The sequence below is a fragment of the Anaerocaecibacter muris genome, assembly GCF_943192945.1.
Lineage (GTDB): Bacteria > Bacillota > Clostridia > Christensenellales > Pumilibacteraceae > Anaerocaecibacter > Anaerocaecibacter muris.
Genome location: NZ_CALPCE010000001.1, coordinates 84,035 through 98,668 on the forward strand (window position 1 = coordinate 84,035; position 14,634 = coordinate 98,668).

Consider the following 14,634-nt stretch of genomic DNA (forward strand, 5'->3'; position numbering starts at 1 on the left):
TAATATTACGGAAAGATTAAAATTCGATTAAAACGGTTGCGCGTTGACAAACGTCGGGGATTGGGGTATAATTACGGGTATGGAACGCGTCGAACAAACTCACGCCCGATTTATAAGACCGCGCCGCATGCGCGCGCGTCGATATACGCCGCAGGGTTTCCGCGCGCAAAACGTAAAGTTTGCGTTGCGCCGCTTGCCGTTTAACCTGGCGGCGATTTTTTGCGCGCTGTGCGTTCCGTTGCTTGTAATGTTAGACGTGCGCGAGAGTGAAGCGGTTGCGGAGTGGTGGACGACGCACGTGCAGGCAGGCTGGGAAAAAGTTATCGGCACGCTCACGGATTGGTTGCCGTTTTCCGTTCTCGAACTGTTTATAGTGTCGGGCTTGATTGTCGGCGCGTTTTTGCTCGTAAGACTGTTTATCAATCTGTGCACGGCGAAGTTCAAAAGAATTTTAATCGGCGTGCTGTCGCTGTGCGTGGGCGGAGCGTATGTGCTTAATCTTTACGCGCTGTCAATGGGGTTCGGGTACTACCGCGCGCCCATGCCCGTGCCGCAAGCGGGTAAGGACTATTCGCAAACGCAGGCGCGCGCCGCAGTGGAATATTTTTTGGCAGACTACAACCGTCTTGCTGATACGTTCGACCGCGACGAAAACGGTTGCGTGATTTGCCCTTACACGATTTCGGAACTTGCGGACATTTTGGTCAAGGAATATTCAAGGCTTGACGACCCGTATTTTACCGCGTACACGCCGCGAATTAAACCCGTAGTAAACAGTTGGTTTTTGTCGGACACATTGACGACGGGCGTAACGTTTTTGCCGTTCGGCGAGGCTACCGTAAATACAGACGCTCCGCCGTCCACCGTGACAATCACCGCCGCGCACGAGCTTGCGCACGCAAAGGGCGTGCAGCGCGAAGGCGACGCCGATCTGTTGGCGCGATATATTTTGCTGTCGTCGGACGACGGGTATTTACGCTATTGCGGGTATTACGCATCGTTTGATAACCTGTTGGAAACAATGTTGCTGTTCGGCGACAATGCGGCGTATAACGAGCTGGGCGTCGGCATAAGCAAGCGCGTTTCGATCGAGCGCAGATACGCCATAAAATACTGGAACTCTCAACCCGATATAGTGGGGCGCATATTCCAATTTTTCAATAACGCGTACTTGCAGTTTAACGGCGCGTCCAACGGTACGGGCAGTTATGACGACGGCAACAAGAGCGATGTTGTTATACCGATAAATCCCGACACGGGCGAACCCGAAAAAGACCCCGACACGGGCGAAATTCTGCGCGAAGTGTACTATTCGCAAGTTCAAATGATGTACTTTTGGATTTACGAAAATCGCAGTCTTTAATTTAAACGCAATATAAATTATTCGTTGTATATCCGTTTCCATTGCGACAGGCAAGGAACGGATTTTTTGTATTGAGTATTTTTGTGATTGTGCATAAGTCCAATCGAGCAGTAAGTGCCACGCAACGGAAATAAATTGCAAAATAAGAAAAAAAGGTGAAAGATATGTGCCTAAATGGCTTGACAGGGGAGGGGGGCATTGTACAATAAAAAGCGGATAAGAAGTTATGTAAAGCGTCGAAAAAAATTGCGCGGTACATAACTTCAAATATATTCTGTTTGGAGGAAAAACATGAAGAAAAAATCGATTGCAATCATTTCGCTGGCGGCGGTCGGCGCGCTTATTGTGCCTTCTGCGGTTGCTTGCGGTAACTCAACCCCGTCATCTCCGCCCGAACCGCCTATTCACGAACACACTTATTCCGACGCTTGGGAAAGTGATGCGTCGGGGCACTGGCATAAAGCAAATTGCGGTCACGACGTGATAAGCGACGTGCTCGGGCACGAATACGTCGGAGGGGTGTGCAAAGTTTGTACTTATGCCGAACTCGATGCGTTCGAGTACGAGCGAGTGAGCGGCGGACATAAGATAACGGCGTTAAAGGACAAGTCGGCTACGCGAGTGAGCATACCAGATTCTATCAAAGAAATAGCCGCCGATGTGTTTAAAGACAGCGACTTGGAACGCGTGGATATTTGGAACGTTAAAGCATGGCTCGATATAGACTTTGAAAATTCGCAGTCAAATCCGCTGTACCGTGCAAAGGCTTTGTATCTTAACGATAGTCCCGTAGTTGACCTTGTTGTTCCCGACGGCGTTACGCAGATTAAGAATTATGCGTTTTACGGTTACGACGCGCTCAATAGCGTAAAGTTGAGCGATTCGGTCGAAACAGTGGGCGCGAACGCTTTTTACGACTGCAACGGTATAGTGCGGCTCGAACTCGGCAAAGGTTTGAATAATATCGGTATTGGAGCGTTCACGGGCGACCGCAGGTTGGTCGAAGTGTATAACTATTCGAGCCTGGATATTTCCGAATATTCATTTGCTAAAAACGCTTTGCGCGTCGAAACGAGCGCGACGGACAGCGCGCTTAAAAAAGCGGACGGCGGATTTACGTTTTATTCACTCGGTTCGGACAAATATCTTGTCAAGTACGACGGCGAAACGACGGACGTTGTGTTGCCGAGCGCTTGCGACGGCGGCGCATATACCGTGCGCGCCTATGCTTTTTACGATAATAAATACATAACGTCCATAGACATCGGCGACGGCGTTACTGCCGTGGGCAACAGTGCGTTCTACAACAATACGGCGTTGCGCACCGTAACTGTGGGTGCGAACGTCGCCGAGATTTCGGATAATGCGTTTATGTATTGCGACGCGCTCGGCACGGTTTACAATAATTCTGCGCTCGATATAGTAAAAGGCGCAACCACTCACGGCGGGATAGCGGAAAAGGCGCACTTCGTGTTCAGCAAAGGCAATCTCAACGACTACGATTATACGACGAGTTTGGGCGATTATTCGTTCGCCGTTAAGAACGGCAATTATTATCTTACGCGTTATAACGGGAGCGCGGTAGAACTCGTCTTGCCCGACAGCATAAACGGACACGATTACGCCATTGCCGACGCCGCTTTTAAAGACATCGAAGCGGCAGTAACGTCGGTCGTTGTTTCGGATGGCGTTACGGCAATCGGCGCGTATGCGTTTAGCGATCAAGCGCAACTTGCGCAAGTGACGTTAGGCAATAGTGTAAAGACAATCGGCGCGTATGCGTTTTACGGAACCGGTATTACGGAAATACGTATACCCGACAGCGTTACGTATATAGACGGTTTGGCGTTTTACGGTTGCGAATTCGGCGACGCCATGGAATACACTTACGAAGATAACGTTTGGTACATAGGCAGTACGGCAAACCCTTATCTTTTGGTGAAAACGGTCGTTGCGCCGAGCGACGGTTCGGCTTTGGAGCTTAACTCGCAAACAAAGGCTATTGCCGCTACCGCGTTCTATGCTTGCACTGCCGACGTAATTATCCCCGACGGCGTCGAGGTCATAGGCACGTATGCGTTTTACGGGTATCAAGGCAAATCGTTAACGCTGGGCGACGGTATCAAAAAGATAGAGGACGATGCGTTCCGCAGTTGCCGTTCTATTTCGCAGGTAAATGTCGGAAGCATGGAGACTTGGTTGGATATAGAATATGCCAACAGAATGTGCAATCCGCTTTCTTGCAAAGACACGACGGAATTGTATATAAACGGAGTTAAGCTGGGTGAAAACCTTGTTATCGACAGCGGCATAACCAAAATCAAAGCGTTCGCTTTTTACGGTTGCTGTCAGATTAAAACGGTGGAAATAGGCGGAACGGTTACGGAGATAGGCGAAAGAGCTTTTGAGAGCTGTAAGAGTTTACAATCGATTGTAATAGGCGGGTCTGTCAAGACAATCGGGAACTATGCGTTTAAAGCTAACGTAGGCTCTGCGTCGTTGACGGCGTTGACTTTGGGCGAAGGCATTATGACGATAGGCGACAGTGCGTTCGGCAGTCACGGCGCATTGACGGAAGTAGTTATCCCCGCAAGCGTCGTCAGCATAGGCAATCAAGCGTTTTATAGCTGTAAGCAACTTACAAGCGTCGAATTTAAAAACACCGAGGGTTGGCAACGCAGTAAGACCGCAGACTTTTCAGGCGAAGTCGAGCAAATAGAATCGTCTGCGCTTATAGACAAAGCGAGCGCGGCACGACTATTGACCGCGGCATTGTATTATTGGAAAAGAGGTTAGTAAAAAAGTCTTGCGCTTTGCGCAAGACTTTTGATGTGTGCGGCTAATGCATAGATTTCTCCGCTACGTTCGCTGGCGCTCACTTCGGTCGAAATGATGGGGGGATTAAGATAATAAATAATAGATAAAAGATAATAGTTGCGGAAGTTTTGCGAAGAGCAAAACTTGATTAGAGTATATAGAAAAGAAATGCTTATACTCCCATTATTTCGAGCTTGTCGAGAAATCAAGGCGAACCGCCGCAAAATGGTAAAGCAAAACCGCCGCAGGATAGGAGCGGCGGTATAAGGTTATTGCATTTATTACAGCAATATTTTCGGGTCGTACTCGGGTTTTTTATAGACGACTTCGGAGGGCTTTTCCGCGATTTCGGTTTTGAATACGTCCTGCCACTGTTCCGCGGTGTAGTCCTCGATAGTGCAGGTTATCCAATGTTTGTCCGCGCCGAGGTCGCGCGACAGCACTTCCACAAGGTCGCGCGCAAGTTTTTCTTTTTGGGCTTGGGTGCGACCTTCGAGCATTTTGATAGAGATATTAGGCATCGTTATTTTCCTCTCCGTCTTTTTTTGTTTTGCGCAACGGCGGCAATAGGTTAAGGCGCGTCATAAGCGGGATCATGCCGACCGTAATTGCTATGTTGATTATAGCTACCACCGGTTGGAGTGCGCGGTACGCGACAAAATATTGCCAGAACGTGAGCGTTTGATAATACTTATACGAGTAAAACAGTGCGAGCGAGTTGGCTATACACGTACAGAACAAGGTGCATGCAATCCCTGCCGCTATAAACTTGACGGCGTAGTTTTTGATAGGGAAATACCTGAATACGAGCGCGCCGATAATTCCGTAAAGCACATTGCCGATAATCAGATAAGGGTTCATTGCGCCTTTGGGGACTATTATCGCGCCCAGTACGTCCGATGTGAAGCATACGGCGCTGCCGCCGATTGCGCCGAGGGTCGCGCTTGCCATGAGCCAAATTACGTAAATCAGCGTAATTTTGAAACTTGGGGTGAGGGTGAGGTACTGACCGATTAGTTTCATGGCGATAGCGAGGGCGGAATACACCCCCGCGTAAGTCAGCCATTTGGTCGTGCCGAAGGTGAGTGAGTGCGAGCGGACCTTACGAGCTTTCGTATTGTTTATGTCCGGAGTCGCAATTTCCTGTTGATTGTTAATCAATGTCGGGCTTCTCCTTTATTTTTGTCCTTCGTTGTTTAACTTGCGTTGCGCTTCGTCGGACGTTTATAGTAATTAAATATTAGCACAACGCCCGCTCAAAGTAAAGCAAATTAAGATACTTTCGCTTTGCGGCGCGATAATTTTCTTTTTTTGCGGGTTTTGCCGATGGTCACGTCAAAGTCTATCGCGCCGAACACGACCGCCGCAAGCGCGGAAAAACTTACGCCGCCTATGCCCGCTATGATTATAGGCAACACCGTGCCCGAAATTATCGAAAACACATAGTCGGTAAACAGCCATGCGGGGTATGCCGCCGCGAGGCATATTAACAGCGGGCGGAAAAACGACAGCTTTATGCCCGTTCTTCGTTTTATGTCTATAACGTCGAGCACGGACGATACAATCAGGCTTACGCCGAAAGCTATCATAAACACGTCTATGTTAAACCGAGAATAAAACGCGAAGCAAATTATATACATGGTCGCTGCGCCTATCAGGTAGTTTATAAGCGATTTCTTTTCGAGGTCGAGCGAGTTGAGCATGGACGAGGCTATGTTCTCGAACGACAGCGGCAACAACAGCCATGCCGATTTTTTGAGAAATATTCCCGCGTCGGTGTTGTTGTATATGAACGTTCCGAGCGGTCCGCCGAGCGCGGCGTATGCGGGCAGAATCACCGCCGCAACTATTACCGAAAACGACAGCGCGCTCTCTATCTGGCGGCACATGCTTTTTTTGTCGCCGTGCGCATACGCTTCGGACAGAGTAGGGATCATTACGAACGCAAGCGACCCCACAACAGTGATGGGCAGGTACAACAGCGGCAACGCCATGCCCACGCACGAACCGAATATATACATAGACTGTTCGGAGTTCAGTCCGCTTGTCATGAGCAGGAAGGGCACGGCTATCGCTATTATGTAGTTGTTTACGCTGGACGTCGTGCGCGAGAACGTTATGGGCAACGACGTCGTTATAAGCGGTTTTATGTGTCCTTTGGGCGATTGGATTTTGCGCTTGCCTATAAAGTAGAACAGCGCGACGGCGATTGCGGAAACGAGGCACGCGACCGTCATGGATAGCGCGACGGCTTTTATTTTGTCCTTGAAAATGCCGAACAGCACCACGCAACACACAATGCGCGCAATCTGTTCTATAAGCTCCGCGACGCTCACCGTCGTAAACTTTTTTTCGCCCCACAGCACGCCGCGGAACGCCGAATATACGCCCGAAAATACGAGCGCGGGCAACATTATCATGACAAGCGTCATGGACTGCGATTCGGCGAACAGCGCGCCTATCGGCTTTTGGAACGCAAGCACTATCGAGCACACGACGACCGCCGTTATCAGTTCGAATATCAGCGCGGCGGAACATATCTTGCCGCCAATCGATTTATCCTTTGCCGTCAGCTTGGACACGACGAGCGGCACGCCCGACGTCAACAGCGTCAGCAGTACGAAAAAGAAGGACAGCGCGACCGAATAGATGCCCATGCCGACCGCGCCGATCTCGCGCGACAGATAGATTTTGAACAGAAAGCCGAGCATGCGCTCCGCAACCGTGAACGCCGTCAGCGTTATTACAGCCTTTGCAAGTGATTTCATCCGTATAGTTTATGTCGCGCCGTGCGGCAAAATGATTTTTCGGGCGCGGTATTGCGGGAAATTCCGCGGTTTTTTGCGCGACTTCGCGGCTTCTCTTGCTTTTTCGTGCGAATATTGATATAATATATTCGTGAAAATATACGCCGAAAAACATAACAGTCTAACCAGCACGGTTGCCGTCGCGGTCAAAACCGTCACGATATGCGTTATATCGCTCGCGTTGGCTTGCGTTTTTTTGGGCTGTTCGGCTTCCGCCGTGAACGTCGGGTTCACGCGCGAATCTATTACTTTATATGTAGGCGAGAGCCGCGACGTTGCGCCCTACGTCGTTTTCGATCCTATAATAAACGACAGCCGCGACAATTTAAAAATTTCGACCGACGGCGATTGTGTCGAGGTCGGCGGCACTGTGATTACAGCCGTCAAAGCGGGCGTTGCGACGGTGCGTGCGACGACGGCGAGCGGCGGACGCGACGGGGTTATGACCGTTACCGTTATCGCTCGCGAAGAACAAGACATGTATTTAGAGGTTGACGGGAAACTTTTACAGGCGTTATCCGACGGGCAAAAGCCCTCTGCGCTAACGTTTTCGGCTCGGTTCGAGGATACTGTTTTGCCTAACGGCATAGAGTGGCGCGTAAACGGCAAGACCGTGCAGACGGGCGCGTCGAGTACGTTAGAGTTTGCGCCTGTCGGCATAGGCGAATATACGGTCGCGGCGCAATCGGGCGATTTGCTTGCGGAACGCATCGTCAAGGTCTATCGCAAAACGCAAACGAGCGTCGAATATACCGGCAATCTTATACAGCCCGACGGGAATTTTTCCGCGGTGACGTTTTATGCGCGCGAGATTATGGACGCGGCTAACCCCGCTACCGTTTACGAGTGGCGCGTCAACGGCGTTGTCTCGGGCGCGCTCGGCGTGTTCGAGTTCACTCCACAAGCGGCTGGCGAATATAAAATTACGTTGGCGGTGAACGGAGTGACGCAGACGGTGGCGGGCGGCGACGGTATTGTCGTCGAGGCGACGGGCGATCGCGCGCCGCTCGGACGCGTGACGTTCGACGACGCGGACGGCGTTTATATCGATTGGGCGGACGGCGAGCCCATCGTGCGCGTCACGATTGTTTCGCCCGACGGGCGGCGGCGCGACATAGAGCGGTCGGACGCCGCGCATGCGTATAGGTTTTCGCGCGGTCGGTTTAACGCCGAGGGACTGATCGAACCGTTTGCCGAAAATCCCGCCGAGTATGCGATTACGCTGGTCGCGGAGGGCAAGCGCGAATTTAAGTTTACTCAATATCCCGAAGCCGCGCGCCGTTATGCGGACGAAAAGGTTTTGTGTCGCAATTCGTTTATATCGAGCGAGGCGGACGGTACGATGTACATAGCCGAGCTTTACGCCGTAGGCGCTTCGCGCGAGCGGTGCTATATCGACGGCGACGCGAATAAAATAACGTCGGCTATGCGTGCCGCCGCGAGCGATCTCGGCATGTCCGCATATATTGTTGCGGACGGGCATATAGCGACGGTCGAGCTTGACGGAATTGTGAACGCGCCGAGCAAATTCGACGCGGGCAACGCCGAACGCGTGTACGCCGTTATGCCGCATATCGAATACGATCAGACGGCGCGGAGACCGAGCAATTATGTTTTTGCGCTCGACCGCGTCAAAAAATCCGCGGAGGTCGAAAGTTCCGAACAGCTACTGCTTGCGACCGCATACGGAATACGTCCCGCGCCCGTTAAAAAGAGTACCGCCGAGGTTATATACGGTTCTGCGCGCAACAGGCTTGTTTCCATAATCGGCGCGGACTATACTGCGGAACAAAAGGTGCATGCCGTTTACGACTGGTTGCAGTGGGTGATTGTGCGAGCCGAAACGCCGAGCGCGACAGGTAGCGGGCGTTTTTTGGAGAGCGTGTTCGGAAGCGCGGAGCTTGACGTGCCGTCCGTCGGACTGCGGCGCGCCGCAGTTACGAGCGAGGGCGCGGCAAAGGCGTTTGCGCTTATGGCGCGTATCGAGGGAATTGACTGCGTTATCGAGTCGTCGGCAACGGCGGACGGCGGACGGAGGTTTTGGAATAAAGTCAAACTCGACGGGCGGTGGTACAACGTGGACGTTTTCGGCGGTAAAATTCCGTTCGACGAAATAGGGTTGTCGAGCGCGCGCGAGCTTACTTCGCACCGCGGACTGCTTACCGACGACGCGTATATGATTAAACAGGGTTTGACTCCGCAGGGCGGGGCTTTGGAGGCTTACGACGCGAGCAAGTCGGCGTACTTGGCAAAACGCGTAGCGTACGGCGCGTATTTCGATTATTACGCGGGCAAGTATGAAATAGCCGACGAAAGTATGTACGACGCGGCTGTCGCTTATGCGTTTGGCGCGTGCGCTATCGGCAGTGTGTCCGTGCCAGTGTACGGCGGAATAGAAACGTACATAAACAATACCTTGGGCGCGGAGTTTGCGTTGGCGGACGACGTGACGGACGACGAAGTTGCGACTGTAATAGAACAAATACGCGCCGCGGCGGATAAGTATGCGGAAAAGGTTTACGGTCAAAAGTTTGCGAGCAATGCGGTTGCGATATACCGCACCGATTATACTGTTACGGTTGCGGCTACTGCGCCGCGCCGCGGCTGACGGGAGGAATTATGACGAAAAAAAGTCATGCGTTTTTTAAAGCGTTGCGTGTAGCGACGGCGGCGGTTATTTCCGCCGTGATGGTTTTTGCGCTCGGCGGGTGTTCGCTTTTTCGTTCTTTATTGGACGACGGCGACGGCTCTATCGACTTTACGCGCAGTAGCATTACGTTACAAGTGGGCGAAAGATACAACCTTGCAAACATTATAGATTGCGATTCGACCGACTATACTTTGACTTCGTCCGACCCGAAAGTCGTTACGATTTCAGGCTCTACGGTTACGGCTAAAAGCGCGGGTACGGCTACCGTAAAGGCGAGCACGGGTTACGACAGCGACGTTTTGCGCGTGACCGTTAAACAAAAACAAGAGGACGCGTTTACGGTCGAAACGGACGGCGCGCTTGTCCAAACAATGGGCGAACTATCCGAAATTACGTTCATGCCAACGGCGACCGGTAGTATTGCGTCTTCGTCCGTGGCGTGGTACGTCGGCGGGCGGCTTAAAGAAATGGGGTACGCAGACGAACCGTTTAAGTACACGCCGACAGGTGCGGGCGCGTTTTCTGTAACGGCGAAGTGCGGAGATTTTACCTGTTCGCTAATAGTGCGCGTTTACTATCCGGTGACCGCCTCGGTCGAGTGCGACGGGGAGCTTAATCAAACCGCCGCGCCCTATTCCGATATAGATTTTAAAGTTCGAGTGGACGGCGACGGCAACGGCGCAAACCCGCCCGATTATATTGTTTGGTACGACAACGGTAAAATTATATCGGAAGGATCGGAACTCGCGTTTTCTTACAGACCCGCCGCGGGCAGGCATACGATAGCCGCCGAAGTGAACGGCGTGCGCGTGTATTCAACCGACGCAGTATTTAAGGGCGCGGCAGCAACTCCCGCCGCGCCGACGGTCGAGTTTGACAACCTTTTCCCGCATGTGTATGTGCGGTACGAAGTCGCGGGCGCCGCGCAGGTGGAAATAACTTCGCCGACGGGCTTGGCGGCTACGTTTTCGCAAAACTCCGCCGCGTATAAAGATTTGTTCGACGGCAACGGGTTTGACGCGGGGCAGTTAATTTCGCTGTGCGCAAGCGATTCCGGCAGACGATCGTATCGCGTGCGCGTCAAATCGCTGGGCGACGGCGACGCGCTAACCGAGGGCGAGTATTCCGAATATTACACGTTTACGCAACTTCCGTCGGCGGCAAAACCGTACTTGGAAACGCGCTGTCTTAACGGCGATCTTTACGTCACGTCCGACGTCGAGTATACCGAGCTTGTCGAATACTACGTTAATTTCCGCTCCAAAACGGTGAACGAGCCGAGCGTGTCGTTTGACTGTTATATAGCTTACGACATGTACGATAAGGACGCGTTGTGGAACGACGCGTTCCCGATAGCCGCGACGAGCGGGCTGTACAAGAACATAAAAACGACGTTCAAAAACAACGTTATGCGCACTTCGTTCACAGTAAATACCGTCAACAATCCGTCGCGCAAATCGTCCGCGGGCATGTTCGGCGAGGGGTATTCCAAACAGCTCCACGCCGTGCTTCCGCACATCAATTACGACGAAAACAAATACCGTCCCGACAGTCATGTTTTTCCGATTGACGAGCGTGAATATTCCGCGGCGGTCGAATATTCCGACGAACTGTATCTTGCGGCGGAGCGCGGCGTAAAGCCGTTGCCCAAGTCCGGATCGTCCGCCGAAACGCTGTACGAGCTTGCGCGAGCGGCACTGCGCGAAATTTGTTCGGACGATATGACCGACATGCAAAAGGCGCATGCGATATACGACTGGATTATGTGGAGGGTTGCTTACGACACGCCCGCGACAGAGGTATCGTCGGGCGGCGAAAAGTATTCGGCATACTATCTCGAAGGCGTGCTGGGCGACGGCAGTACGTCTATCGGCGGAGTGGTATATCCGCCTTACGCCGTTTGCGACGGCATGAGCAAGGCGTATGCGCTTATGTGCAATATAGAGGGAATACCTTGCGTGCGCGTCGTGGGCGAGGCGGGATCGTCGATATACGACCTCGGCGGGCATGCTTGGAACAAGGTGTTTATAGACGGCGCGTGGTACGTCGTTGACTGCACGTGGGGCGATTCGCAAGGTTCGCTCACGCTCGACGGCAACAAGTCGTCCGTTTACGAACTGGGCTTGCACGACTATTTGTTCGTAACCGACTCGGATATTTCGAGTACGCATTACGAACCTTATATGAACGACGAAAGCTCTATCGTGTACGCGCCCGCAACGGCTCGGCGCAAGCTCAACGTGTACAAGGACATGACCTTTAACGACGCGGTTATAGACTGCTATATCGCGGGCGGGCAGAACGAGCGCGAACGCATGCGCGAAATAGCGAGAAACGTAGCCAAGGCGTACAAGTCGCGATCGTCCGTCCGAATTGCGGGCGGCGTGAACGGCGGACAGTACGCAATAAATTATCAGGGCGTCGAAGTCTATTCCGAAAACGGTTTTACATTGTCCGACAGCGCGATACTCGACGTCGTAACGGCGGCAGTCAATGCGGAAAATTCTTCGCTTACCGTCAAGGTCGTAACTTACGACAATATTATGCTCATACTGTTAAAATAGTGATAAATCGCAATGCGCGTACTACTCGCGCGGCGAAAAGTCAAAACCGAATATCGGCGCAAAATAAAACGGCATAAGATTCGCTGCTTGCGGGCTTATGCCGTTATTTGTTTGCGTTAATTATATGAGCGATAAGGTTGCGAGTTGTATTTAAAGGTCGGCAAAATTTTTAACAAATAGTTTAAACGGGTCGCGCCAACACGTTTCGTCGTGAACGCCGTTGTGATTGTAGTCGAGCGTTATGTTTGTTGCGCCCGACGCGCGTAAAGCATTTGTTATATCGAACGCGTCGTTTACGAATAATTGCGGCACTTGTTTGATTATTTCGGGGTCGGGAACTTCGCCCGTTTGTTCGCTCCCGCCCGCGTAAACGGCATACAGTGCGTTTGGGTCGAATTTTGTTTCGTTCAAAAATTTGCCGTATGCTTGCGGGCTTACGAAAAGCGCTGCGGAAAACATGGCGTAAGCTCTTAACCGCGGATCGAGTTTTGCCGCATAGTATGCGGTCATGTTCGCGCCCGCGCTCGACCCTGCCATGGCGTAAAACTTAAAGCCGAAGCGTTTGTCGAGGTAGGGGATTATTATGGTTTGGATATAGTCCGCGTATACTTCGGCTTTGCCGCCGCATAGCGGCAAGCCGTATTTGTCGAGTTCGGTGGGGAACGGCAAATAATCGTCGTTCCGCGTTGCGCCGACGCTGTCGATACCGATTATCGCCGTGTTTTTTACGCCCGCCGCTTTAAGCGCGTCTATTGCGCGCCAGCTTTTTTTATACGCCGCGTCCTCGTCGTAGAACACGTTTTGCCCGTCGTGCATGATTATCGCGCGGTCGGCTTTTTGGGGAACGTACAGTCTTACCGTGCGCGCGTATGCGCCTTTGGAGAGCACTGCTATTTCGTATTTGCGTTTCATTGTTCACCGCCTTCGGTTAATTATACAGCGGAGCGCGGGAATTGTCAATATTTATTCCCAAATTGCGCAAAAGCCTTGATTTTGTAATTTGCGTGTGGTATAATCGCGGTATATGAAAATTCAACTCGAAGAGAAGTCTGCCAAGTTTATAAGCAGTCTTGCCGAAAATGTGTACGTGGTCGGAGGTTACGTGCGCAATAATTTATGCGGCTATAAATGCACGGATATAGACATTGCGGGTCCCGTGCCCGCGCTCGCGCTTAACTTGCCGCCGCACACGTCCATGAACATGGTTAATCACCGCATGGGCACGGCGCAGCTTGTTTACGACGGCGTTAAGTACGAATATACGCCCTTCCGCGTGGAAGTATACGGGGCGGGCGGAGAGCATACGCCCGTGCACGTCAGTTTTACTACCGATCTCAATGCCGACGCGCAACGCAGGGATTTTTGTTGCAACGCCATATATTACGACGTCAAGCGCGACGAAATTATCGACCCGCTCAACGGCGTGCGCGACGCGGAACAAAAAATTCTTCGCGGCTGCAACAAGCACGTTTTCGAGTCGGACGGACTGCGGTTGCTGCGGCTTGTTCGGCTCGCCGCCGAGCTTAACTTTAAGATAGAGGGCGAAACGGCGCGCGCCGCAAAAGCCATGAACGACAGGCTGAACGACATCACAAGCGAGCGCAAGCGCATGGAGCTTGATAAAATTCTGTATGCGGACACCGTCAACGACGTTGCAAACGCGCAATATCGCGGACTGCGGCTGTTGAAGCAACTGGAACTGTGGAAGTATCTTATTCCCGAAATAGCGGGTTGCGACGGCATTGCGCAGCCCGAACAGTATCATAAATACGACGTTATGGAACACTCGTTCAGGTGCGTGCTAAATGCCGCGCCGGTACATAATTTGCGGCTCGCGGCGTTGTTGCACGATGTGGGCAAGCCGTACTGCTTCCAAAAATTCGGCAATTTTCACGGTCACGAAAAAAGTTCGGGCATAGCCGCGCGCATAATCCTAAACCGCTTGCGCTATCCCAACGACGTTATAGAACAGGTGGTTCGTCTGTGCAGTCTGCACATGTACGACATGCGCGGCGACGCGCGCGAGTCCAAAATTCGCGTGTTTGTGGCAAAGAACTTCGACCTTATAGACAAACTCGTCGCACTTATCCGCGCGGATAAACTCGCGACGGGCATGGCGAACGCCGAGGAAGTCAACCGGCCGCACAGGTTCGAGATAGTGCGCGAAAAGTTGCTCGCCGAGGGCGCGCCCATTCTAAAACGCTCGCTTAAAATTTCGGGCAAGGACTTGGCGGACATGGGGTTTGAGAGCGAGGCTATTTCCGCCGCGCTCGAAGAACTGTGGCGCGAGTGCATAATCAATCCGCAAAACAACAATGCCGAGTGGCTTAACCGCGCGGCGGCGCGCCTGCCCAAAAAGCCCGAGCAGGTCAAACGCGCGCCCGCTTCGCGCAATCGTTCCAAATAGAATTTAAGCCTGCCCGCTCGATAAAA

The 14,634-nt window shown here is 52.2% G+C and carries 9 protein-coding genes; 5 read left to right on the forward strand and 4 right to left on the reverse strand.

All coding sequences use genetic code 11. The annotated features are described in order from the left end of the window. Window positions 1-79: 79 nt before the first annotated feature. Window positions 80-1,363, forward strand: coding sequence for a DUF3810 family protein (locus tag NFR57_RS00320; RefSeq protein ID WP_251181840.1), 1,284 nt, complete (start codon window positions 80-82; stop codon window positions 1,361-1,363). Window positions 1,364-1,654: 291 nt separating this feature from the next. Further along, window positions 1,655-4,159, forward strand: coding sequence for a leucine-rich repeat domain-containing protein (locus NFR57_RS00325; RefSeq protein WP_251181841.1), 2,505 nt, complete (start codon window positions 1,655-1,657; stop codon window positions 4,157-4,159). Between the two features lie 302 nt (window positions 4,160-4,461). On the opposite strand, the gene NFR57_RS00330 is transcribed toward NFR57_RS00325, so the two are convergent. The 3 genes from NFR57_RS00330 to NFR57_RS00340 all read right to left on the reverse strand — a co-directional run bounded on the left by NFR57_RS00330 (window position 4,462) and on the right by NFR57_RS00340 (window position 6,948). Then, window positions 4,462-4,701, reverse strand: coding sequence for a tautomerase family protein (locus NFR57_RS00330; protein ID WP_251181842.1), 240 nt, complete (start codon window positions 4,699-4,701; stop codon window positions 4,462-4,464). Beyond that, entirely contained in the window at window positions 4,694-5,341 is a 648-nt protein-coding gene (locus NFR57_RS00335; protein ID WP_251181843.1) for an ECF transporter S component family protein, read from the reverse strand. Before NFR57_RS00335 ends, NFR57_RS00330 begins: the two co-directional genes overlap by 8 nt. Before the next feature lie 110 nt (window positions 5,342-5,451). After that, window positions 5,452-6,948: an oligosaccharide flippase family protein gene (locus NFR57_RS00340; RefSeq protein ID WP_251181844.1), complete on the reverse strand. Its 1,497-nt coding sequence runs from the start codon at window positions 6,946-6,948 to the stop codon at window positions 5,452-5,454. Between the two features lie 130 nt (window positions 6,949-7,078). Between NFR57_RS00340 and NFR57_RS00345 the strand changes: the two genes are divergently transcribed. Then, on the forward strand, window positions 7,079-9,595 hold the full coding sequence (locus NFR57_RS00345; protein WP_251181845.1) for a hypothetical protein: 2,517 nt from the start codon (window positions 7,079-7,081) through the stop codon (window positions 9,593-9,595). Between the two features lie 11 nt (window positions 9,596-9,606). Further along, window positions 9,607-12,201, forward strand: coding sequence for a transglutaminase domain-containing protein (locus NFR57_RS00350; RefSeq protein WP_251181846.1), 2,595 nt, complete (start codon window positions 9,607-9,609; stop codon window positions 12,199-12,201). A 150-nt stretch (window positions 12,202-12,351) separates the two neighbouring features. Here the strand turns inward: NFR57_RS00350 and NFR57_RS00355 are convergent, their stop codons facing one another. Continuing rightward, on the reverse strand, window positions 12,352-13,113 hold the full coding sequence (locus tag NFR57_RS00355; protein WP_251181847.1) for an alpha/beta hydrolase-fold protein: 762 nt from the start codon (window positions 13,111-13,113) through the stop codon (window positions 12,352-12,354). 112 nt (window positions 13,114-13,225) lie between these two features. On the opposite strand from NFR57_RS00355, the gene NFR57_RS00360 reads away from it, so the two are divergent. Then, window positions 13,226-14,608: a CCA tRNA nucleotidyltransferase gene (locus tag NFR57_RS00360; RefSeq protein ID WP_251181848.1), complete on the forward strand. Its 1,383-nt coding sequence runs from the start codon at window positions 13,226-13,228 to the stop codon at window positions 14,606-14,608. Window positions 14,609-14,634 lie beyond the last annotated feature (26 nt).

Coding starts and splice junctions, on each gene's coding strand:
- NFR57_RS00320 (WP_251181840.1), top strand. CDS start 80: ATGGAACGCGTCGAACAAACTCACGCCCGATTTATAAGACCGCGCCGC.
- NFR57_RS00360 (WP_251181848.1), top strand. CDS start 13,226: ATGAAAATTCAACTCGAAGAGAAGTCTGCCAAGTTTATAAGCAGTCTT.
- NFR57_RS00340 (WP_251181844.1), bottom strand. CDS start 6,948: ATGAAATCACTTGCAAAGGCTGTAATAACGCTGACGGCGTTCACGGTT.
- NFR57_RS00325 (WP_251181841.1), top strand. CDS start 1,655: ATGAAGAAAAAATCGATTGCAATCATTTCGCTGGCGGCGGTCGGCGCG.
- NFR57_RS00355 (WP_251181847.1), bottom strand. CDS start 13,113: ATGAAACGCAAATACGAAATAGCAGTGCTCTCCAAAGGCGCATACGCG.
- NFR57_RS00350 (WP_251181846.1), top strand. CDS start 9,607: ATGACGAAAAAAAGTCATGCGTTTTTTAAAGCGTTGCGTGTAGCGACG.
- NFR57_RS00330 (WP_251181842.1), bottom strand. CDS start 4,701: ATGCCTAATATCTCTATCAAAATGCTCGAAGGTCGCACCCAAGCCCAA.